Raw genomic sequence first — 21,473 nt, forward strand, 5'->3', positions numbered from 1 at the left:
TCAAAAAAGCAATTCAAAAATTTGCAATTTGATAAGTTAATAACCCAACTTCGATAAAAAAGCTGTGAGTCCATCACAGCTTTTGATTAACGCTTCGTCGAAATTTTCAGAATATCTTTTTGCGCCTTTTTTGTCGCTAACAAAACTGTGTTTGATGATAGCATATTTATGGGCTTGCCGTCAATAGTAGAAACGGTCATCCCAAGCGTTTCAGCAAGAACACGACCAGCAGCAATATCCCAAGGCCTTAAATGCGAAATATAACCGATTGTCTCCCCGCAAAGAGCAGCAACGATTTCGATCCCAGCACTACCATAAATTCGATAACCAGAACTAGCCTCTGCAATTTCTTGCATATGATAAACATCCCTAATAACAAGCGGACCACTCATTCCAATCAACCCATCTTCAAGAGAACCGTTAACTGGAGGATTCATTGTCTCAGAATTAACATAGATACCAATATCAGGGCCACCATGATACAACTTGTTATTTATAACATCATAAATGAACCCGAGCGTTGGTACGCCATCGATATAATAGGCAATCATCATTGCGAAGTGATTACGTTGCTTTACAAAATTCATCGTTCCATCAATTGGATCTACAATCCAAACCTGTCCGTTTAAATTGTCAATTTTGTCACCTAAGCCCTCTTCACCAAGAACTTTACTGTCAGGTTTAAGTGCTTTTAGCTGTTTTACAAAAAACTTTTCGTTGTCTTTATCAATGTTTGTAACTAAATCTTTCCTTCCAGTTTTTTCATCTACGTCTAAATGACCATTTAATCTTTCCATGACAAACGCACGTGCGGTTTTTAAGATTTGGCAAACATCTTGATCAATTTTATTTAAATCATCTACTGTTGTGATGGAAATCATTCCTTTCGCTTAATGGTCTTTAAATCCGAGTTTTCTTTTGCTAATTTAACAACATGATACACATCTAAACCAGACTGCTTTTCAAAATCTCTTTGTAAATTATTTTGTTCGACTCTTGCCGGATTAATCTCACAGAAGCGTCGATAACTATCCATTAGTTTCTTTCGATTAACTCCCTTATTATTATAAGCCATTTCAATATTTTCAAAGAAATGACAAACATCAATTAATTCTTTTCGACTCCAATCATCAACAATGGGATAAGAATAACTATCATTAGTTTTTCGAGGCATTTTTTCCTCCATTAATCACGGCTGCAATAATATTATTGGCCCATTCAACGTCTGAGTTTAACTTTTTTTGTTCGTCCTCTGAAAGCTGAAGTCGAATCGATTGAGCTGCTCCATTTCGATTAATTAGTTTGGGGCTAACATCCAGCCTTAGCTCATCTTTTTCTTTATCAACATTTACAACTGAACAAATTAACGATTGACCCTCATACATCGAAAAAAGTAGTCGGACAATAGCTTTACTTTGAATCATTTCATTAATAACAACCCCCTGATCATCAATCACTTCTTGAACTTGAGTAATGATGTCACTACTATAGTTGTTACTATCATCAGCCAGGTATGAAAGCAAGGTTGCAGGACCAATGTAAACCCTACTCCACGCGACTAAATTATTAGTATTTAATCCTAAGACATTGACATTAATATCATCAGCACTAACGTCAAAATTCCTCTGGAGCTCATTCTTCAGTAGCATTTCTTGGGGAAGAGTTCCAACGCCAATGATATTTTGATTATCAAGTCCAGAAAAACTTGCTGCAAAATACGTAAAAACTTCATCATGTGGGGCATCAATCACTATTTTACCGCGAAATCCATTTGAGACACAGTCATTGATTAAATTCCTTAGTTTATCAATTTCCGGTCTCAAGTCTTCTGCAATTTGAGTAGCATCCGTCAACTTGGGATTATAGAAATCAACGTTTGGCAAATACAATAATGCATCGAAATTATTTAATTCTGGCTTACTTGCAATCTGGATTGACAAATTATGACACATCTTACTAGAAAAGACGGTTGATCGAACTTGTTCACTGTCGTCTACTTGGATAGTAACGGGAAAGTCTAAAACAATTAAAGCGTTCAAAAGTGATAAGATCCTGGTTATGCTTCCTTTAATTAATATTTTTGGTTGCATTCCAATTCCTCCATTCTTTGTTTTTAAAGAATTTATTAATTTTTTGCTTGTTAATAAAATACCATTTCAAATTTCTTTTTGCACATAAGAGTAAATTAAAATACTTAAATACCATGAAATTAACTGGTTTTGCGATTTATGATAAAATAACTGGTAGAAGTTGACATGAATTAGGAGGTAAAACGTTATGTACTTAATGAAAGACATAACTCGAGAGGGAAATCCTGTGTTACGGGAACAAAGTCAACCCGTTAAATTTCCACTTAGCGATGAAGATCGTAAATTAGGCGAAAAAATGATGAATTACTTGGAAGTTAGTCAGGATCCTGAACAATGTAAAAAGTACCATTTGCGAGCAGGAGTTGGTTTGGCAGCTCCACAAGTTGGACAATCCAAATCAATGGCTGCTGTTTTAACCCCACCAGAAGGCGAAGACCAAAAATCGCCCTTCAAGGCAATTATGATAAATCCAGTTATTATCTCAAACTCCGTTCAACGTGGTGCATTAACTGAAGGTGAAGGATGCTTATCGGTCGATCGTGATGTCCCTGGTTTTGTTCCGAGGGCAGACCGTGTTACGATTAAATATCAAGATTTGAGCGGTAAAGTTCATCAAGTCAGGTTAAAACACTACCCAGCCATCATTGCTCAACATGAAATTGATCATCTTCACGGAACTCTGTTTTACGATCATATCGACAAAGATGATCCATTTTCCAAAACCGAAGATGAAGTATTTTTTGATTAATATTGTTTTTTTGTGGGAGACGTTACTACGTCTCCCTTTCTTTTTCATTTAACTTATCCAAATCACTTAAATATTCATGAGTTGCAGGATTAATAACATTGGCTACATCAAAAACCATTACGCTTTTGTTCAACCAACAGTCAGTCACAATCAACGTCTTTTTATGATTGGAATCAATAAAACCATCTGAAATGGCATATTCAGATAGTTTTTGATTAAAAAGGTCCCGTAAGAGATCCGCATCATCATAGCCCTCTTTTACAACGCAACGATATTCAAAAACCATCACTCCCCTACCCCAGAAATCAGACAGTACTTGTGACCCAACGTAACTTTGCACAATTTCACGTTTGTCTTCAACCTCAAAGTATTTGACCACTTTATAGATTTCGCCATCAACGCTATGCTTCATTTTTAACTGATACCTTTTGGTCGGTAAAGTGACAAAAAAATAGTGCAAACAGTTATAAATTAAAAAAGCAACGACAATTGCAACGACCAATTCTAAAAATATTTTCACTGTTCTTCTCCCATTATTGATTATTAGGTAAATTTATAGATCAATTCTAACATGAAACATGTTTGTCGATTCACATGATTCTATACTTATTTACCATAATATGCTAAAATATGATTAATTGTTGCGTTCCTGCAACCTAATGTACGAAAAATAACATTAAATCAACAAAAAAGGAGTAATTATATTGATTTACAAGGTTTTATATCAAGATGAAAATAATTCTAACCCTAAACGTGAAGCAACTAAAACGATTTACTTAGAAGCTAAAACCGTTGCTGACATTAGAACTAAACTTGAACAACACACAAAGTACAACATTGAATTCATTGAACCGCTCGAAGGGAAGCACCTTGAATTTGAAAAAAATGATCCCGGTTTTAAAATTACGGAGTTTAACTAGTTATGAAGAAATTAAACATCAAAAATAACGAAACTGCTATTTATGGTGTTGGTGGACTCGGAGAAATTGGTAAGAATACTTATGGTGTACAATTCCAGGATGAAATCATCTTAATTGATGCTGGAATCAAGTTCCCAGAAGATGATCAATTGGGAATTGACTATGTCATCCCAGATTATCAGTACTTAATTGATAATAAGGACAAAATTAAGGCACTTGTAATCACCCATGGTCATGAAGATCATATCGGTGGTGTGCCCTTTCTTTTAAAGGTTCTCAACGTTCCAATTTACGCTGGCCCGCTAGCATTAGCATTAATCAAAAACAAATTGGAAGAGCACGGCTTGTTAAAACAGGCTGAACTTCACGAGATTAATGATAAGTCAGTTTTGAAATTCAAAAAGACGAGTGTTTCTTTTTTTAGAACCACTCATTCGATACCAGATACAATGGGAGTCGCTGTTCATACGCCTGACGGTGTCATTGTGGAAACGGGAGATTATAAGTTCGATCTCACGCCTGTCACTAATCAGCCGCCTGATTTACAAGCCATGGCCAAACTGGGTGAGGAAGGTGTACTCTGTTTGATGGCTGACAGTACCAATGCCGAAAAGCCGGTTTGGACTAAGTCAGAAAAATGGGTTGGAAAATCCGTTCGTCATATTTTTGACGAAGTCAAGGGCCGTATTATTTTTGCTACCTTTGCTTCCAACCTCTCAAGAATTAAAACGGCTATTGATACGGCACTAGCTCATGATCGTAAAATTGCTGTATTTGGTAGAAGTATGGAAGCAGCCATTGTCAATGGTAGAAAGCTTGGTTATCTAGACGTTCCCGACAGTGCTTTCGTCGATGCTCAAGAGTTAAAGCACTTACCGGCAGATAAGGTTATGATCCTGTGTACCGGCTCTCAAGGTGAACCCATGGCTGCTTTGGCTCGAATTGCTAACGGAACTCACCGACAAATTTCGATTCAACCAGGTGATACGGTTGTCTTTTCAAGTAACCCAATTCCAGGTAACACATTAAGTGTCAACCGGGTCATTAATGAGCTTGAAGAAGACGGCGCTAAAGTCATCCACGGTAAGATTAATAACATTCATACTTCTGGACACGGTGGCCAAGAAGAAGAAAAACTAATGCTTCGTTTAATGAAGCCAAAGTTCTTTGTTCCGATCCATGGTGAATACCGAATGTTAAAGATCCACACTAAACTTGCGCAAGAATGTGGGGTCCCTGCCGACCATTGTTTTATCCTAAAAAATGGCGAAGTACTTGCTTTAACAAAAGATAGTGCTCGTGTTGCTGGATACTTCAATGCTGGTGATGTTTATATTGATGGTAATGGCGTTGGAAATATTGGAGACAAAGTCCTAAGAGATCGTCAACTTCTTTCAGAAGAAGGTTTAGTAGTGGTGGTTGCTACCATCAACTTAAAGAACCAGGAAATCCAATCTGGTCCTGACCTTCTCTCACGTGGATTCGTTTATATGCGCGAATCAGGTGAATTACTTGATGAAGGACGAAAGTTAGTCTTTAGAACCATCCGTCGTGCCATGAAGAATAAAAATGCAGACGAAAAATCAATTAGTAAAGCAATTGTCAATGATTTATCAAACTTCTTATATGAAAAAACACAAAGAAGTCCCCTAATCTTGCCAATGCTAATCATGAACAATTAACAATAAGGGCTGAATCCAATTGTTTGGATTCAGCCCTTATTTTAGTCTCATATATTATTATTAGTCTTAATAACAAAAAGGTACGCTTAGTAAGCATACCTTTTTTAATTATTTATACTTAACGATTTTGTCAATTTCATCTAATTCATCTTGAGTAAAGTCAAGATTATCTAATGCCTTCAGGTTATCATCTAAATGATCGACTTTTGACGCACCAGTGACCACACTGGCAATCGTTGGATCGTGTAATAGCCATGCTAATGACATTTGGGCAAGTGTCTGGTCACGATTCTGTGCAATATCGTTTAATTTATTTAGTTTATTAACAGCACTTTCATCACCATTAGCCAAAATAAACTTGTTAGTCTTATGCAATTTAATGTTACTTGGAATCCTCTTTAGATACTTACTAGTCAAAAGGCCCTCTGCCAAAGGACCGTAAGCAATAAAGCCATCATGATTATCTGCTAAGGTCTTAAGGGTCCCATCATCTTCCGGCTCTCGATTAAGCATATTATATGAACTCTGGTTAACTACAAACGGAGTCTTCAGTTCCTTAAATAATTTAATCATTTCAGCAGTCTGATGGCCATCATAATTAGAAATCCCAATGTAAAGTGCTTTACCTGCACGAACTAATCCATCAAGGGCTTCAGCAGTCTCTTCTAATCGAGTATTAGGATCAAATCGATGGGTATAATAAATATCCACATAATCAAGTCCCATTCTTTGAAGACTTTGATCTAGCGCAGTAACGAGGGTCTTCTTTGAAGAATAGTTACCATAAACACCTGGCCACATATGAAATCCAGCTTTAGTGGTGATAATTAATTCATCACGGTAAGGCTTTAAATCGCGTCGATAAACTTGGCCAAACATTCTTTCAGCAGCACCTGAACCGGGCCCATAGTTATTAGCTAAATCAAAGCTAAAGATTCCCTTGTTGAAAGCATGGAGCATTACCTTTTCACTATCTTTAAAATTAGCATCGTCACCGAAGCTGTGCCACATTCCAAATGATAATGCGGGTAACTGCAGTCCCGTTGTTCCTGCACGTCTTACTTTCATATTATCGTAACGATCATCTTTTGCTCTAAATACCATTAGAATCCCTCCAAATTTATATTACTTAAACAATTTACTTGTTGATTGTTCGTTCTCAATTAATTTTAAGGCATCACCAATCAGCTTGCCAACTGAAACGATCACCATTTTGTCAACTCTCTTATTCTGTGGAACGACAATGGAATCGGAAACGATCACCTGTTTAATGGCTGGATCGGAAAGATTTTGTCTCGCTTCTTCAGTAAGAACAGGATGAGTAGCAACTACATAAACCGCTTTTGCTCCCGCATTCATAATCGCTTGAGCAGTGATTTTCATCTTCTCACCCGTCACAATCATATCATCAACAACAATTGCCTTTTTACCCTTTACATCACCAATAATCGTACTAGGAACCTGACTTAGATCCTCAGGATTTCGATTATCAACAATTGCAATCGGAAGGTTCAAGTAGCCAGCCATTCCTCGTGCCTTGGCGACACTATTATAATCGGGTGAAACCACAACGGCGTCATTACTAATATCATGTTCTTTTAGGTAATTACCCATTAACTCAAGTGACCGCAAGTGATCCACTGGGATATCAAAAAATCCCTGAATTTGTGCCGCATGCAAATCAAGAGTAATGACTCGATCTACCGCACTAGATTCAAGAAAAGTAGCAATTAATTTTGCAGTAATTGGTTCTCTTGAACGCGCTTTTCGGTCAGATCTTGAATATCCATAGTACGGGATTACCACGTTAATAGTATGGGGACTAGTTCTTCGAACCGCATCAATCATAATCATCAGTTCCATCAAATTATCATTAACAGGATCAGAAAGCGATTGAACGATGTACACATCATCTCCACGAATACTTTCATCAATTGAAATTTGAATTTCACCATCACTAAAATGATTGATGGTTGCTTTACCAAGGTCCATTCCACTATATTCAGAAATCTTTTCTGCTAACGGACGATTCGAATTCAACGCAAATATCTTTGCCGACTTTTTTTCTTTTTTTGTTTTCACCATCAAGTTTCCCCTCATAACCAACTAATTACTACCTACATTATAATCGAATTTAATTCATTTATCATTATTAAAATTTTGAGGGGTAATTCCCTGCATCCCAATCATGGGATCAATTGTATTTTCAATAATCTGATCCTCCGATAAAATAAAATCTGAGGGAGTTTTCTTTTTAAAAGTCGGTCTACCCTTTTTTGAATTTCCAATTACCTTTGGAGTAAACTCTTCGTCAATCACGTATTGTAACCGTTGCTTCAAAGTCGTTTTCCGATTAACCGATTCATTTTCAATACATTCTTCAAATGAATTTGGATCTCCAATCATAATCAACATTTTCGAAGCTCTAGTAACTGCAGTATACAATAAATTCCTTTTAAGCATCCTCTTATACTGAGGAACAATCGGTAAGATAACCATTTCGAACTCACTACCCTGAGCTTTATGAATCGAGGTACAGTAGGCAAGTGTTAACTGATTCCAGTCATTTCGAGTATAGGTAACCTCATTTTGATCAAACGCAATGACCAGTTTATCTAGATAATGCTTATTATCGCTATTAACTTCAATTCCAACGACTTTACCAATATCACCGTTAAAAATGTTATTCTCAGGGACATTTACAAGTTGAAGAACCTTATCGCCAATTCGATAAGTGGTTCCCCTAAAGTCAACTTCTTTCTGAGAGTCAGCCGTTTTAGGATTCATAATGTTTTGAATCTCAACGTTTAAACGATCAATCCCTGCAGTTCCACGATACATTGGAGCCAGTACTTGTACATCCGTAGAACTAAATCCTTTCGTTTTGGCCTTATTAACAATCTGCTTAATTACCGAATCAACTTGTTGGGTATTACAATTAATAAAGCTACGATCCCTTTGGTTTTTTAAAAGTGTTTTGGGCATCTCACCATTCTTGATATCATGGGCTAATTCTACAATGGTTGATCCGTCATTTTGACGGTGAATTTGGTTTAATTCCACGCTAGGAATTGTGTGAGAACGGAGTAAATCATAAAAAACCTGACCGGGACCAACCGATGGTAACTGATCTTTATCACCAACAAAGATCACCTTCATACCGTTTGGAACCGCCTGGCATAAAATTTTAAATAATTCTGTATCCACCATCGACATTTCATCAACGATTAACAAACCACCTTCCAAATCATTGGCAGCTTCTTCATCGCCATGACCAGTAAGACCTAGCAAGCGATGAATGGTACTGGCAGGAATTTTAGTTGACTCACTCATTTTCTTGGCAGCTCGCCCAGTAGGAGCTGCTAATAATACCGGATATGCTTGTTCTTTATAGTCATTAATATCTAAAGATAAATCATTAGCTTCGGCAAACGTTCTAACAATTCCGTTGATAATAGTCGTTTTCCCAGTTCCAGGACCACCAGTAAGCAAAAATGCAGGGTTTATCATTGCTTCGTTAATGGCTTTTTTCTGAGAGTCGTCATACTCAATTCCGACCTCACTCTCAACTTTGCCAATTATCTTAGAAAAATCATTAGGTTGATCCTCCGCCTTTTTGCCACCCTGCTCAATTCGCTTGATGTTTTCAGCAATGCGTATCTCGTCATCGTATAGATTTTTTAAATAAATCTTATCTTCATCAACGACAATTTTTTGATCTTTAGCTAAATCATACAACTCTTCACCTAGCTTCTTATCGTCAATACTCTGCGTTCGATCGGTTTCAAGAATTCGAGTGCTTTCTTGCATCAATTCTCTAGTGTCAGAATACGTATTACCACTTTTAATGGATAAAGAGTCAAGAGCTGTCAGTAATCCGGCACGCAACCGTCCTTTATCGTTGTAATCTACTCCAACCTTATTCGCAATTCGATCAGCACGCTTAAAGCTAATTCCAGAAATATCCTCAACAAGTTGGTAAGGATTATTCTTAATGACTTCTAAAGCCTGCTCTTTATACTTTTTAAAGATGGCGGAAGCTAAGCTACTACCGAAGCCATAACTATTCAGCCCAACGATGGTTTGTTCAACCCCATTATTTTCGTGAATTGCTTTTGTAATTACATCTTTTTGCTTCTTGGTTAATCCAACTGAATTTAAAACCGCCGGGTTTTCTAAAACCTTCTCAATTAAATTCGTTCCCAATTTGCTAACAACTTTTTCGGCAGCCTTCGGCCCGATACCAGTAAATTCATCACCTGATAAATAATTAACCAAACCCTTTTTGGAAGTTTGACCAACCCGCTCGTAGTTTTCAGCTTGAAATTGCTTTCCATACTTGGGATGGTCAACCAACTTACCAATAAAACGATAGGTGATATCATCACTAATATCCGCAAAGTTACCAGTGATAACAATTTCATCTTCATGCCAATCTACATTGGTTTCATTAACCTTTACCAGCAAAACTTTGTAGAAACTATCTGAACTTTCAAAAAAAGTTGTCTGAACTTGTCCTTTCACAAATGGTTGCTCATTTTGAGATGAATTATTCAATTTTCCGTTCGTTTGAAATAAATCCATGGATTCAGACAATTATTTTCTCCTATTTTTTGGAATCATTTGGTTTCGAGTCATCAGGGTGCTCATTTTTTTGTTTATTTAATTGAATTACTTTTTCAATGTCTTTTATCTGACTTTGTTTGGCATCAAAATTTTTCTTATCGTACTTTTCGGCTTTCTTGAAATAATCATCAAATGGTTCACCAATCACCATCGCAATTAATCCCCGATCGAAATTAGCTTTCCCATCATTTGGATTACTTTTTAGAACTCGATCGTAAAAATCGGCTGCTTGATCGAAATCACCAAGTGCCATTAGGCACTCCCCCATCATTCGATTAATTTCAGAATCTTGCTTTGCTAATTCTTGAGCCGTTAATAAAAACACTAAAGCTCTCTTATAGTCCTTTTTCCCCATATAACTTTGAGCCAACATCACGTAAGCGTCTTTTTTTAACTCAGGATCATTCACCTGCTGAAATTGTTGAATGGCTTTTTCATATTCACCAGCAGAATAATATACGTTACCTAAACCATATAACAGCGTGCTTTTTGCTTTTTTATTTGAATCGCCAAATAAACCCAAAGCCTTCATTAATAACTCTTCAGCCTGGGTATAACTTTTAAGCTCAACTAAAAACACACTTAAATCATAGTAAGTTCGGTAGTCCTTTGGGTGATCATCAATATCTTTTACTAACTTATGAAGTGTTTCCTCCGCTTGCTTTTGACGGGGATCTTCCGTTGGTTTATTTTCTCGTCCATTATCTGTCATAGCCTTACTCCTATTACACTAAATCTGATTTTTCAATTTCCCTGTCTAAATAACTGGTGTCATTCCAATCCACCAATCGATACGTTTTGCCATGATTACTAGTTTCAATAACGGTAGTACTTGTATTAGCCAATCCACCACGTTTCCGTAAATCTCTCAGAGGGATTCCTAATAATGAATTAATCAAAGCATTTAGAGCTGCTCCATGACTAACAATTAAGATATTATCGTTATTACTATAATTTTGCGTAATTTCATTAATTTTACCTTGCATTCGTTTGATTAATTCAGGGAAATCCTCCCCACCAATCGTTTCAGGACGATATTGATCTGGATGGTTACGAAAGGCATCAAATTCTTCTGGGAATTTCTTTTGCACATCAGTAAATTTCATCCCTTCCATCTTACCGAGATGAAACTCTTCCAAGCGACTGTCCAGTGAAATTGAAACCGGAGATTTTAACCATTTTTGAATATGGAAAGCAGTAATTCGTGCTCTTTTGATAGGGCTTGCATAAATATGTGCAAATTGAACACCAGAAAGAAATTTACCCGCTTGATCCATTTCATGGTAACTTTTGTCAAGAAGCGGTGAATCACCTCCGGCACCTTGATACCTACTTTCAAGATTCCATTCGGTCTTCCCATGTCGCACAAAATAAAGTCTCATTTAAATCCCTCACACACATTGATATAGCTTTATTATGCCAGTTTAGAATTAAATTATCAAAAAAGTCCGACTCAAAACGAGTCGAACTTTGTTTAAATATTATACATATTGTAGTTCATGATCATTTTTAAACGCGGCATCAATCGTAGCGGTTCCTAAACATTCTTGACCGTCATAAAAAACCACTGCCTGTCCGGGAGTAATTGACCGAACTGGTTCATCAAAAGTTACCTTAACATGATTATTATCGTCATCAATATGAACGGTAACCCCAGTATCCTTTTGACGATACCTAAACTTAGCCGTGCAGTGAAAATCATTTCCTCGCGTATTGGAATCAATCCAAGAAAGACCAGAAGCAGTTAAATAATCAGCATATAAATGTTCATTGTCATAACCCTTTCCAACGTACAGAATATTCTTAGAAAGATCCTTACCAACAACAAACCAAGGTCGATTATCATAACCATCTCCACCAATACCGAGACCTTTCCTCTGACCAATTGTATAATACATCAGCCCATTATGATGACCCTTAACTTCACCATCAAAGGTCATCATTTTACCTGGTTTAGCAGGAAGGTATTTGCTAAGAAAATTATTAAAGTTGTTTGGACCAATGAAACAAACTCCCATTGAATCCTTTTTGTCGGCTACCCAAAGGTTAGCTTCTTTAGCAATTTTTCTAACCTCAGGTTTAGTCATTCCACCAACTGGAAACATTACTCGATCCAATTGATCCGCTGAAAGTTGACTTAAAAAGTAAGTTTGATCTTTATTAAGATCTGTGGAACGTAATAAGTGGTTGTGTCCTTCTTTATCACGTTTCAACTGAGCATAATGCCCCATTGCAATATAATCGGCACCAAGATCCATTGCATACTCGAGAAAAGCTTTGTACTTAATCTCAGTATTACAAATTACATCAGGATTAGGAGTACGTCCGCGTTTGTATTCCGCTAAAAAATACTTGAAGACCCGGTCCCAATACTCATGTTCAAAGTTAACAGAATAATATGGGATGCCGATTTCGTTAGCAACATGAGCAACATCCTTGTAGTCTTCAGTAGCGGTACAAACACCATCAGCATCGGTGTCATCCCAGTTCTTCATGAAGACTCCAACCACATCGTATCCCTGTTGTTTTAAGAGGTAGGCGGCAACTGAAGAGTCAACCCCACCACTCATACCAACAACAACACGTGTTTTACTGTTATCTTGCATAACATCACCATCATTCTTTAGATTCTGAAAATCTACGATTTGAAGGTCGCAATTCCAGTATTTACTATCATACTCTACTAACTAACATTCTTGCAACTTTTCACTCTTCTACACTTTTTGAAATACTTTTCTTAAAATCATATTCTGCATAATGAAATTAAACTGATCACGTTCTTCTTGATGATTATCATTAGAAAAGATATCCACATCATTCATTTCATTACCATCAACGACTGCCATCTTAAATTCACTCATATCAGAATTGATTGTAATCTTAAGCTTGATCGCCCTTTTATTGAATGGGGACTCAGGGTCAATGGATTTCTTATAGGAAAAATTGCCACTTTTAGTGGTGTTAAAACCAAGGTCAAGTAAAGTGTATTGTTTGATTTCTGGGTTCAACTCATATTTGTCAGTTCCACCCTTTAACTGGACTACCTTTGAAAATGCCATTACTTCTTGTTTCCCTTCTTCAAGCGATGAACAATCGCCGTAATCTCAGTAACTAATTTTTGAATGTCTTCATCAGTGGTATATGCCCCAAAACTAACTCGAATGGATTCTGAAAGTCTAGGACTATCTTTTCCAAACATTGCAGTTAAGACATGAGAAGGTTCTAAACTACCAGCGGTACATGCTGATCCACCCGACACGGCAATCCCCGCTAAATCTAAATTAGTCTGCATAACATAGGTAGAAATTCCCTTGATCCAAATGTTTAAGACGTGTGGCAGGGTATTATCACTCATCGATCCGTTTACATCAATGTCAATTCCGTTATTAGTTAATCCATCAACCACTTCGCGCTTAAATCGCCTAAAATCTTCTCTTCGTTGCTTTTTCTTTTCACTAGGAAGGTTTCTAACGGCCGTAGCAAATCCTGATATTTGGGGAATATTTTCGGTTCCGGCACGTCGTTTGTCTTCCTGATCGCCACCCATAATATAACTGGTAAAATTAATTCCATTTCGTCGATACAAAAAACCAATCATTTTTGGACCATTTAACTTATGAGCCGATGTAGATAGTAAATCAATATGATCCCTTTTGACATCAATATCAAGTAGACCATAAGCTTGCACAGCATCAGTATGAAACCAAGCCTGATGATCTTTAAGTAGTTCCCCAATTTCATGAATCGGATTCTTACTACCCACTTCATTATTTCCCATCATGATTGAAACCAAAATCGTGTCATCATCAAGCGCATTCTTCAGATCAGTTAAAGAAATATTACCTTGCTTGTCAACCGGCAAATAAGTAACTCTAAATCCATGATCTTCTAAATATTTCATTGGTTTTAAAATTGCTTCGTGTTCAATCGAAGTTGTAATAATGTGATTACCAAGACTCTTTCGAGCCTCAGCTGTTCTAATTACTGCTGTATTATCACTCTCAGTTCCACCACTTGTAAATACAATTTCGTTATCATCCGCATTAATACTTTTAGCAATCACATGTCGACTATCTTCCAAGATTTCTTTTGACTGTCTTCCAAGTTGATACAAAGTAGAAGCATTTCCAAAGTTGTTTTTAAACTTATCATACATATCATCCAGCACTTCGCTGGAGACTGGTGTGGTTGCGGCGTTATCTAAATAGATCTCACCCAATTAAATCATCCCTCTAAGCTTCTTTAGTATTCTTAAATAAATTTAATAGCATCTGTGCCGAACGTTTCCCGGCGTCAACAACAAACTCGTCAAAACTCTGATTAGCGTTTTCATCACCAACATCTGACATCGCTCTAATAACGACGTACGGAATATTAAACTGGTGGGCAACTTGTCCTACTGCGGCGCCTTCCATCTCAGCCGATAAGGCATCTGGAAAGTTTTTCAGAATTTCATTGATCATTTTTTGTCCAGCAATGAATTGATCTCCGGTAACAATCAAACCCTTTTTAGGGTTAATTCCGGTATCTTTTGAAGCATCGGTAATTTTATTAATCCAAGTGTTAGAAGCGTCAAATCGAGCTGGCTGACCGGGTAATTGACCGTATTCATATCCTGCAGCAGTAGCATCAACGTCATGATAAGCAGTTTGAGTAGAGATTACTAAGTCCCCAACGCTCAGTCCTTCCCCAATGCCAGCTGCTGATCCAGAATGAATGATTACATCAACATCAAAATTCTCAAGTAAAAGGGCCGCTGTAATTCCTGCTTCAACTTTGCCAATCCCAGATTTTACTAAGACAACTTTTTGACCATCGATGGTCCCTTCATAAAACTTGATGCCATTAATATCTTTTTCTCTCTCATTTTTTAATGCTGATTTTAAAGATTTAATTTCTTCATCCATTGCACAAATAATTCCAAATGTTTTCATTTTCCCAAATTCTCCTAAATTATCCAACGAATCTCATAGTTGCTAGCACGAGCACAATTAATAACAATAATAATAATATAACGACATTCAATCTTCTTCCGAGTCGTTTACGTTTGTACTCAGAAGCATCTTGTCTTTCTCTTTCATATGAGTCCGGTTGATCGGTATAATAATTCCCCGAAGATTCATCGGATTGACTCTTATTAGCACGATGAAACAATCGGTCAAACCAGCTTCGCTTTTTCAAACGGGCATGCCGAGTCTCTTGATTTTCTGATTCATTATCATAACGAGTACGGGGATCTCTTCTCCCGCTATCACCATACATGCGCTGATACTCAGATCTAGTCATTTCAGACCGATCTTTTTCCCTATCATTAACTACCATATATTGACCGCCTATTTCTGCATCAGTTCCCAGTATTGGATTGCCATAATTGTCTTAGCATCAATGATTTTGCCACTTTTCATCATTTGTTTGGCTTCATCTAGCGTATACTCATTAATTTCTAAAAATTCACCAGGATCTCTAGGTAACTTTGTCTTCACTGGGGTTAATCCCTCCACTAAGTACAAATACATATACTCATCAGAAATTCCAACTGATGGATAAAATGAATAAAGCTCTTTAATTTCCTTAGCGTTATATCGAACTTCTTCATTTAATTCCCTTTTAACGGCATGAATCGGTGAATCATTGTCGCGATCATCCAATTTACCTGCAGGGATTTCAATCATCACTTGTTTTGCTGGGGCGCGCCATTGTTTCTCTAAAATCATTTTATTGTCTGAGGTGATTGCAAGCATTGCTACTGATTTACAGTGGTGAATAATCTCTCTAGAGGCTAACTGTCCATTTGGAAGCTTAACTTGCTGTTCTTCTACTTGAGCAATTGGTCCATTATAAACCGGTTTACTACTAATTACTTTTTCTTCAAAATCCATAATAATCACCTTCCAAAAATAGTTTAACCATAATATAACCCCAATGCAATTGCTTTAATCTTGATGTAAAACCACCTTAGCGGCCTGGAAACCGTGTTGTCCCATGGCTTTTACAAAATCAACTTGATCACCAGGCTTAATTTGCTTTGGATTTCCAGAAATAATTCCAGTAATATGCATGAAAACATCATCAGAATTAGGAACCTGAATGTACCCAAATCCCTTATCCCTTTCGTAACTTTTAATCGTACCTTTCATTTCGTTTTACCCCTTTGTTAATAAAAAATCGGGATCAAATCCCGATTCCATTACTTTTCTTCAAATCCGTCTGTTGCTGTTTCTGGAAACTCTTCTTTAACAATCTTAGCACAACGACCACAGAACTCTGGGTAATCTGGGTCAGAACCAACATCCTGCTTAATGAGACGACAACGAACACAGGTCTCACCTTTGGCATGCTCTACTTTAATTGCTAAATTATCATCAAATCGATCTGCATCTGAGTCAACTTCATCAATTGATTTAACCTCTAATTGAGAAACCATCAAGATTTGAGCAATATCCACACCTAAATCGTTAAACAGCTTCTTAGTTGCATCATCAACATACAAAGTCAATTTAGCTTCAGACGGTTTACCAATTACTTTACCATCTCGAGCCAGTTCCATGGCTTTCAACACGTTCTTTCTCAACTTCATAAATTGATCCCACTGATGACTAATTTCATCTTCATTGTCAAAGTGCTTAACTTCTGGCATTTCAGCCAACTGAACAAATTCTTCTGGTTCATTTAAGAAATTCCAAATTTCCTCGGTCGTGTGGGGGATGATTGGAGTCATTAATTTCGTTAAAGCAACTAGGACCTCGTATAAAACCGTTTGCATTGAACGGCGTCTGTGACCATTCTTGGGATCAATGTACAAAATATCTTTTGCAAAATCCAAGTAGAAAGCCGACAAATCACTAGTAATAAATGACAGTAACTCCTTGTTAATACTCATGAAATCGTACTTGTTGTAGTCATCTTTAACGTTTTTAATTAATTGATTCAGGCAAAGCATCATGTACTGATCAGCATGGTTCATGTCTTCATACTTAACCGAATTTGATTCTGAATCAAAATCACTTGTATTAGCTAACATATACCGAATTGTATTTCTGATCTTTTTATAACTATCAGAAACGACTTTAAAATTACCCATTGATACCCGCACATCAGCTGAAGTATCAACAGTGGTAACCCACAAACGAACAATGTCAGCTCCCATTTGCTTGATAACATCACTTGGGGCGATCGTATTTCCAAGTGATTTACTCATTTTGTGACCTTTTTTATCTAGGGTAAATCCTTGTGATAAAACATGTTTGTAAGGTGCAATGTCGGCATAGGCAACACTTGTAATCAGACTAGAGTTAAACCAACCACGGTATTGATCGGATCCTTCAACAACGAGATCAGATGGATACGTCAATTCAGGTCGTTCCGCCAAAACGCCCTGATGAGAAGTACCCGAATCGAACCAAACATCCATAATGTCATTTTCTTTGGTAAACTTACCATTTGGTGAATGCTCACTAGTAAATCCGTCTGGTAAAAGATCATTGGCTTCCCTTTCAAACCAAATATCGGAGCCATATTTACCAAACAAACTAGCAACGTGTTCAATCGTCTCATCAGTAATGATTGGTTCTCCATCTTCACCATAGAAAATTGGTAGTGGAACTCCCCAAACTCGCTGTCTAGAAATGACCCAGTCACCACGATCACGAATCATGTTATAGAGTCGCTTTTGGCCCCAATCAGGGTTAAATCCAACCGTATCGATGGCATCCAAGATTTCTTTTCTAATCTTATCAACTGAGGCAAACCACTGTGGGGTAGCACGATAAATGACCGGCTTTTTGGTTCGCCAGTCAAAGGGATAACTATGTTTATAAGGCATGTAATGAATTAACTGTCCCTGTTTTTTTAACTTATCCAAAGCAATTTGGTTAGCATCCTCATAAAAGACACCTTCAAAATCAGGACCGGCTTCTTTAGTAAGATACCCCTTAGCATTCACGGGTGCAAACACATTCAAGCCGTACTGCATCCCAATGTTATAGTCGTCCTCACCAAACCCAGGAGCAGTGTGAACTAACCCAGTTCCGGAGTCATTAGTAACAAAATCGCCGTTCATTACAACCAATTGACGGTCTTTATCAAACGGATGTTGGGCTTTAATGTTGTTTAAATCCTTCCCTTTGACCGTCTTTAAGGTTTTGATATCTTCCCAGCCGAACATTTCTGCGTCTTTATCAAGTAAATCGGTTCCGATAACATATTTTTTCGGGTCATCATCGTGTTGAATAATCGAATAGTTAAAGTCGGGTTCAACGGTAATTCCCTCAGAACCAGGAATCGTCCAGGGCGTCGTAGTCCAGACAACCATATAAGTATCATCATCTAAAATTCCATTTCCATCAATCACTTTTTCAGCAAAAAATGCCGACGGAGAAGTCACATCATGATACTCAACTTCTGCTTCCGCTAGTGCGGATTCCGATGACCAAGACCAAATTACCGGCTTAAGTCCCTTATAAATCAAGCCCCGATCAGCCATTTTACCAAAAACACGTACTTCAGCCGCTTCATATTCGGGCATTAAAGTAAGGTATGGATTATCCCAGTCCGCTGAAACACCTAAACGTTTGAATTCATCACGTTGGCGGTCAACTTGTTTTAAGGCATAATCGTGACAAAGTTTACGAAAATCATTCGTAGACATCTCTTTGCGATTATAGCCCTTCTTTTTAAGTTGCTGTTCAATTGGTAGTCCATGAGTATCCCATCCCGGAACATAAGGAGCACGGTATCCATTCATGGATTTAAATCGAACAATAATGTCTTTGGTGATTTTATTCATGGCGTGTCCCATATGGATATCACCGTTAGCATACGGAGGTCCATCGTGTAATACAAACGATGGTTTGCCTTCATTCAGTTTTTGCCGTTGTTGATAAAGTTGATTATCTTCCCATACTTTTTCCCGTTCAACCTCTTTAACGGGAAGATTTCCTCTCATTTTAAACTTAGTTTTACCCAAGTTTAGCGTATCCTTAATTCTCATAGTATCCTCCTCAAAATAAAAAGACTTCGCCCTAATAGGGACGAAGTCTTCGTGGTACCACCCAAATTCAAAATTAACAACCGTTAATTTTCTCATTGCATCATAGACTATTAACGAAGTGATCTTTTGCTAATAATTACTTTTTTAGGCTCACACCAACCCTAATTCGCTGAAAAGACCATTAGCAACTTTCTATCTTCAATCTATCATTATTTATGTAGCTTATCATTGGGATAAATTTCAACTGTCGGATCCGTGTATGGTCCTGAAACCGACTCCACAACAAATTGATCACCCTTTGAAGAATCATTACTAGATGAGTTTACACTGCCAATAGCCTGCTTGTCAAGATTCTTCACAGCATCTTGAATCTCATCATAATTGCTAAAATTACTTGAATCGAGTAATTTATTCCAATCTTCACTCTGGGCAAAGTCTAACTGACTTTTAAGCATTCCAATCATCTTTTGACGGAAATCCTTCACACTATTTCTAAAATCATCAGTCGCAATCGAAAGACTTTGAGCCTGTTTCGAAGTGTTACCCATGATTTCATTTGATTGAGCAGTAGCTTCAGTTAAAATAGAATCGGCTTGCTCTTGAGCCTTTTGTTTGATTTCATTTGCATCACTTTCTGCATCCTTTTTAACCTTATCAGCTGCTTCTTGGGCAACTAAAATCGATTGGTTCAAAGAATTCTTTAGGTCATCATAGTAAGTGAGGTCTTTTTTGGTTTTCTTTAATGATCTTTTAAGCTCCTCATTCTCATCTTGCAGAATTTGGTAATCTTTAGTGAGTTGATCTAAAAAGTCATTGACTTCATCAATGCTGTATCCTCTCATTTTTAGTGAAAACTTTTTATCATGAATATCTTGAGCCGTTAGCGTCATAATATCCCTCCTCATTTATTTTTTATTACGTTTAACTCAGCTTTTAATTTTCCCTTTTTCGAGTGGCCATTGTATCCCACTACCTTTATTCTACCGTATCCTCTGACAGAAATCATATCAGAAACTTTAATTTCATAATTTGGTTTAGTAAACTCAAACCAATTTAAACGAACCTTTTCGTGTTCAATTAAACCTTTAGCCATACTTCTAGAGATATGAAAACCAATCGAAATAACAACGTCCAAACGAAATGATGGTAAAGTAACAAAATCTACTATCCAGTCATCTTTTTGCTGAACAATTTGACTAAAATTAATTTGGCTTAAATCAACCTTTACTTTACCAATACGATCAACTGATCTTATCAAATACTTAGCCATTTCATTCTCACAAATAAATTGCCAACGTTCTCCGTCGGTCAAAATATCGCCGAGAACTTTGCGTTCAATTCCACTTCCCATCAAACTTCCAAGAACTTGATTGTGATGGATAGACGCAAATTTTTCAGGATATTGAATCTCAATTAGTGATAATTCATAATCATCAAACTTCGGCACAAAATAGTCTGGATAAATCAGACCTCGTTTCATCTCAGCATTTTGATATCCACCAAACGTCAACAGCTTCAAACTAGGATAACGATTTACCAAAGTCTGAAGTAAATAGCACTCCCTTGAGTTGAGAAAACTAGTAAGAACTGGCCGATACTCAGAATTCGCACTATCAATCCAATCACTTGCAGTTTGAAGGAACGGTAATTCGGATTTTCTAAAATGTTGTTCAATATTCTTTTCAACACCCATTTTATGCGACCAAACTTATGATAATATTTCCAATGTAGGTTACACCAAACTGTAAAAGTTGAAGTACAACTAAGGCCAATATTGGCCCAAATCCTAACATCCCAATGTGAGCAAAATTAAAGTACTCTAAAAAAGGATTCACAATCCGACCCAAAAACTGACCAAATCGAGACTGTGAAGCACCTGGAAACCATGTCAGTAAAGCATCGATTACGATTGCCAACATATAGATCTGAATTGCATAATTAATAATCTGTGCAATCCAATTAATTACTGTAATCAACTAAATCATCCTAACCGACTATTGAACTTTTCGTCCATTGCGCCATCAATATCAAAATTATTAGGAGCACAGAGAAAAATTTTCTCATCAATTCGTCTTATTTTTCCATCAATAGCATAAATAGTCCCATTTAAAAAATCAACGATTCTTTTGACGGACTCATTACTAACCCCATCCATTTTAACAATTACAGCATTCCCACCAATTAATTTACTGGCAATACTTTTTGCGTCAGCATAAATTCGGGGTTCCATAACAGCAATTTTACTATTAGAAATATCACTTTTACTCATTGATACGACTTTACGCGGATTATTTTTTACAGATCGAACGCTATCAACATTATTTTGGCTTGAGTAGTCGTCTTCATAAGTCTCGTTATTATCATCGAGACCAAAAAAACGCTTAAAATTATATGACATTACTAGCTCCTCTCCGAATA

At 37.0% G+C, this 21,473-nt stretch carries 24 protein-coding genes; 3 read left to right on the forward strand and 21 right to left on the reverse strand.

Annotated features, from left to right (window positions below; genetic code table 11):
- Positions 1-86: 86 nt before the first annotated feature.
- The 3 genes from AC6UC9_RS03620 to AC6UC9_RS03630 are packed head-to-tail and all read right to left on the reverse strand — an operon-like array spanning position 87 to position 2,090.
- The gene (locus AC6UC9_RS03620) at positions 87-878 is read right to left on the reverse strand and encodes an inositol monophosphatase family protein (protein ID WP_500701192.1); all 792 of its coding nucleotides are present in this window, start codon (positions 876-878) and stop codon (positions 87-89) included.
- Positions 878-1,174 (reverse strand): UPF0223 family protein, encoded by a 297-nt coding sequence (locus tag AC6UC9_RS03625; RefSeq protein WP_500693906.1) that lies wholly within the window; start codon positions 1,172-1,174, stop codon positions 878-880. The genes AC6UC9_RS03620 and AC6UC9_RS03625 overlap by 1 nt, the downstream gene beginning before the upstream one ends.
- Positions 1,158-2,090 (reverse strand): Rossmann-fold NAD(P)-binding domain-containing protein, encoded by a 933-nt coding sequence (locus AC6UC9_RS03630; RefSeq protein ID WP_500695547.1) that lies wholly within the window; start codon positions 2,088-2,090, stop codon positions 1,158-1,160. Before AC6UC9_RS03630 ends, AC6UC9_RS03625 begins: the two co-directional genes overlap by 17 nt.
- A 187-nt stretch (positions 2,091-2,277) precedes the next feature.
- Here AC6UC9_RS03630 and def point away from each other — a divergent pair, with 187 nt between their 5' ends.
- Positions 2,278-2,838, forward strand: coding sequence for a peptide deformylase (gene def / locus AC6UC9_RS03635; RefSeq protein WP_500693908.1), 561 nt, complete (start codon positions 2,278-2,280; stop codon positions 2,836-2,838).
- A gap of 25 nt (positions 2,839-2,863) precedes the next feature.
- Here def and AC6UC9_RS03640 read toward each other — a convergent pair whose 3' ends face one another.
- Positions 2,864-3,358: a hypothetical protein gene (locus AC6UC9_RS03640; protein ID WP_500693909.1), complete on the reverse strand. Its 495-nt coding sequence runs from the start codon at positions 3,356-3,358 to the stop codon at positions 2,864-2,866.
- Between the two features lie 184 nt (positions 3,359-3,542).
- Between AC6UC9_RS03640 and AC6UC9_RS03645 the strand changes: the two genes are divergently transcribed.
- Both AC6UC9_RS03645 and rnjA read left to right on the forward strand, forming a co-directional pair.
- Positions 3,543-3,758 (forward strand): DNA-directed RNA polymerase subunit epsilon, encoded by a 216-nt coding sequence (locus tag AC6UC9_RS03645; protein WP_500701162.1) that lies wholly within the window; start codon positions 3,543-3,545, stop codon positions 3,756-3,758.
- 2 nt (positions 3,759-3,760) lie between these two features.
- Positions 3,761-5,440: a ribonuclease J1 gene (rnjA, locus tag AC6UC9_RS03650; protein ID WP_500693911.1), complete on the forward strand. Its 1,680-nt coding sequence runs from the start codon at positions 3,761-3,763 to the stop codon at positions 5,438-5,440.
- 108 nt (positions 5,441-5,548) lie between these two features.
- Here the strand turns inward: rnjA and AC6UC9_RS03655 are convergent, their stop codons facing one another.
- The 17 genes from AC6UC9_RS03655 to AC6UC9_RS03735 all read right to left on the reverse strand — a co-directional run bounded on the left by AC6UC9_RS03655 (position 5,549) and on the right by AC6UC9_RS03735 (position 21,453).
- Positions 5,549-6,544: an aldo/keto reductase gene (locus AC6UC9_RS03655; RefSeq protein ID WP_500701163.1), complete on the reverse strand. Its 996-nt coding sequence runs from the start codon at positions 6,542-6,544 to the stop codon at positions 5,549-5,551.
- A 21-nt stretch (positions 6,545-6,565) separates the two neighbouring features.
- Positions 6,566-7,525 (reverse strand): ribose-phosphate diphosphokinase, encoded by a 960-nt coding sequence (locus AC6UC9_RS03660; RefSeq protein WP_500696602.1) that lies wholly within the window; start codon positions 7,523-7,525, stop codon positions 6,566-6,568.
- A gap of 54 nt (positions 7,526-7,579) precedes the next feature.
- On the reverse strand, positions 7,580-10,036 hold the full coding sequence (gene recD2 / locus AC6UC9_RS03665) for an SF1B family DNA helicase RecD2 (RefSeq protein WP_500701164.1): 2,457 nt from the start codon (positions 10,034-10,036) through the stop codon (positions 7,580-7,582).
- Between the two features lie 10 nt (positions 10,037-10,046).
- Positions 10,047-10,778, reverse strand: a complete 732-nt coding sequence (locus AC6UC9_RS03670; RefSeq protein WP_500696600.1) for a tetratricopeptide repeat protein — start codon at positions 10,776-10,778, stop codon at positions 10,047-10,049.
- A gap of 13 nt (positions 10,779-10,791) precedes the next feature.
- Positions 10,792-11,448 carry a histidine phosphatase family protein gene (locus AC6UC9_RS03675; protein WP_500696599.1) on the reverse strand — a complete coding sequence of 219 codons (657 nt, stop codon included), beginning with the start codon at positions 11,446-11,448 and terminating at the stop codon, positions 10,792-10,794.
- A gap of 99 nt (positions 11,449-11,547) precedes the next feature.
- The gene (mnmA, locus tag AC6UC9_RS03680; protein WP_500693917.1) at positions 11,548-12,672 is read right to left on the reverse strand and encodes a tRNA 2-thiouridine(34) synthase MnmA; all 1,125 of its coding nucleotides are present in this window, start codon (positions 12,670-12,672) and stop codon (positions 11,548-11,550) included.
- A gap of 108 nt (positions 12,673-12,780) precedes the next feature.
- Positions 12,781-13,125, reverse strand: a complete 345-nt coding sequence (locus tag AC6UC9_RS03685; protein WP_500693918.1) for a DUF1831 domain-containing protein — start codon at positions 13,123-13,125, stop codon at positions 12,781-12,783.
- Positions 13,125-14,285: a cysteine desulfurase family protein gene (locus AC6UC9_RS03690; RefSeq protein WP_500701165.1), complete on the reverse strand. Its 1,161-nt coding sequence runs from the start codon at positions 14,283-14,285 to the stop codon at positions 13,125-13,127. The genes AC6UC9_RS03685 and AC6UC9_RS03690 overlap by 1 nt, the downstream gene beginning before the upstream one ends.
- A 13-nt stretch (positions 14,286-14,298) precedes the next feature.
- Positions 14,299-15,000, reverse strand: coding sequence for a 5'-methylthioadenosine/adenosylhomocysteine nucleosidase (locus AC6UC9_RS03695; protein ID WP_500701166.1), 702 nt, complete (start codon positions 14,998-15,000; stop codon positions 14,299-14,301).
- A gap of 19 nt (positions 15,001-15,019) precedes the next feature.
- Positions 15,020-15,388 (reverse strand): hypothetical protein, encoded by a 369-nt coding sequence (locus tag AC6UC9_RS03700; protein ID WP_500701167.1) that lies wholly within the window; start codon positions 15,386-15,388, stop codon positions 15,020-15,022.
- Positions 15,389-15,399: 11 nt separating this feature from the next.
- Complete coding sequence (locus tag AC6UC9_RS03705) at positions 15,400-15,945, reverse strand: NUDIX hydrolase (protein ID WP_500693922.1); 546 nt, start codon at positions 15,943-15,945, stop codon at positions 15,400-15,402.
- Positions 15,946-15,999: 54 nt separating this feature from the next.
- Positions 16,000-16,203 carry a cold-shock protein gene (locus tag AC6UC9_RS03710; protein WP_500696594.1) on the reverse strand — a complete coding sequence of 68 codons (204 nt, stop codon included), beginning with the start codon at positions 16,201-16,203 and terminating at the stop codon, positions 16,000-16,002.
- 50 nt (positions 16,204-16,253) lie between these two features.
- Positions 16,254-19,055: an isoleucine--tRNA ligase gene (ileS, locus tag AC6UC9_RS03715; protein WP_500701168.1), complete on the reverse strand. Its 2,802-nt coding sequence runs from the start codon at positions 19,053-19,055 to the stop codon at positions 16,254-16,256.
- Positions 19,056-19,264: 209 nt separating this feature from the next.
- Complete coding sequence (locus AC6UC9_RS03720) at positions 19,265-19,945, reverse strand: DivIVA domain-containing protein (RefSeq protein WP_500693925.1); 681 nt, start codon at positions 19,943-19,945, stop codon at positions 19,265-19,267.
- Between the two features lie 11 nt (positions 19,946-19,956).
- Entirely contained in the window at positions 19,957-20,748 is a 792-nt protein-coding gene (locus AC6UC9_RS03725; RefSeq protein ID WP_500699381.1) for a YlmH family RNA-binding protein, read from the reverse strand.
- 1 nt (position 20,749) lies between these two features.
- Positions 20,750-21,031 carry a YggT family protein gene (locus AC6UC9_RS03730; protein WP_500699379.1) on the reverse strand — a complete coding sequence of 94 codons (282 nt, stop codon included), beginning with the start codon at positions 21,029-21,031 and terminating at the stop codon, positions 20,750-20,752.
- A 5-nt stretch (positions 21,032-21,036) separates the two neighbouring features.
- Positions 21,037-21,453, reverse strand: a complete 417-nt coding sequence (locus AC6UC9_RS03735) for a cell division protein SepF (protein WP_500699377.1) — start codon at positions 21,451-21,453, stop codon at positions 21,037-21,039.
- Between the last annotated feature and the right edge of the window lie 20 nt (positions 21,454-21,473).

Source organism: Fructilactobacillus sp. X7R4C1 (assembly GCF_059901115.1).

What these genes read in the sequence shown, in the direction of transcription:
- AC6UC9_RS03625 (WP_500693906.1), bottom strand. Translation starts at nt 1,174, where the DNA reads ATGCCTCGAAAAACTAATGATAGTTATTCTTATCCCATTGTTGATGAT.
- AC6UC9_RS03630 (WP_500695547.1), bottom strand. Translation starts at nt 2,090, where the DNA reads ATGCAACCAAAAATATTAATTAAAGGAAGCATAACCAGGATCTTATCA.
- def (WP_500693908.1), top strand. Translation starts at nt 2,278, where the DNA reads ATGTACTTAATGAAAGACATAACTCGAGAGGGAAATCCTGTGTTACGG.
- rnjA (WP_500693911.1), top strand. Translation starts at nt 3,761, where the DNA reads ATGAAGAAATTAAACATCAAAAATAACGAAACTGCTATTTATGGTGTT.
- AC6UC9_RS03655 (WP_500701163.1), bottom strand. Translation starts at nt 6,544, where the DNA reads ATGGTATTTAGAGCAAAAGATGATCGTTACGATAATATGAAAGTAAGA.
- AC6UC9_RS03660 (WP_500696602.1), bottom strand. Translation starts at nt 7,525, where the DNA reads ATGGTGAAAACAAAAAAAGAAAAAAAGTCGGCAAAGATATTTGCGTTG.
- AC6UC9_RS03670 (WP_500696600.1), bottom strand. Translation starts at nt 10,778, where the DNA reads ATGACAGATAATGGACGAGAAAATAAACCAACGGAAGATCCCCGTCAA.
- AC6UC9_RS03675 (WP_500696599.1), bottom strand. Translation starts at nt 11,448, where the DNA reads ATGAGACTTTATTTTGTGCGACATGGGAAGACCGAATGGAATCTTGAA.
- mnmA (WP_500693917.1), bottom strand. Translation starts at nt 12,672, where the DNA reads ATGCAAGATAACAGTAAAACACGTGTTGTTGTTGGTATGAGTGGTGGG.
- AC6UC9_RS03685 (WP_500693918.1), bottom strand. Translation starts at nt 13,125, where the DNA reads ATGGCATTTTCAAAGGTAGTCCAGTTAAAGGGTGGAACTGACAAATAT.
- AC6UC9_RS03695 (WP_500701166.1), bottom strand. Translation starts at nt 15,000, where the DNA reads ATGAAAACATTTGGAATTATTTGTGCAATGGATGAAGAAATTAAATCT.
- AC6UC9_RS03700 (WP_500701167.1), bottom strand. Translation starts at nt 15,388, where the DNA reads ATGGTAGTTAATGATAGGGAAAAAGATCGGTCTGAAATGACTAGATCT.
- AC6UC9_RS03705 (WP_500693922.1), bottom strand. Translation starts at nt 15,945, where the DNA reads ATGGATTTTGAAGAAAAAGTAATTAGTAGTAAACCGGTTTATAATGGA.
- AC6UC9_RS03710 (WP_500696594.1), bottom strand. Translation starts at nt 16,203, where the DNA reads ATGAAAGGTACGATTAAAAGTTACGAAAGGGATAAGGGATTTGGGTAC.
- ileS (WP_500701168.1), bottom strand. Translation starts at nt 19,055, where the DNA reads ATGAGAATTAAGGATACGCTAAACTTGGGTAAAACTAAGTTTAAAATG.
- AC6UC9_RS03720 (WP_500693925.1), bottom strand. Translation starts at nt 19,945, where the DNA reads ATGACGCTAACGGCTCAAGATATTCATGATAAAAAGTTTTCACTAAAA.
- AC6UC9_RS03725 (WP_500699381.1), bottom strand. Translation starts at nt 20,748, where the DNA reads ATGGGTGTTGAAAAGAATATTGAACAACATTTTAGAAAATCCGAATTA.
- AC6UC9_RS03735 (WP_500699377.1), bottom strand. Translation starts at nt 21,453, where the DNA reads ATGTCATATAATTTTAAGCGTTTTTTTGGTCTCGATGATAATAACGAG.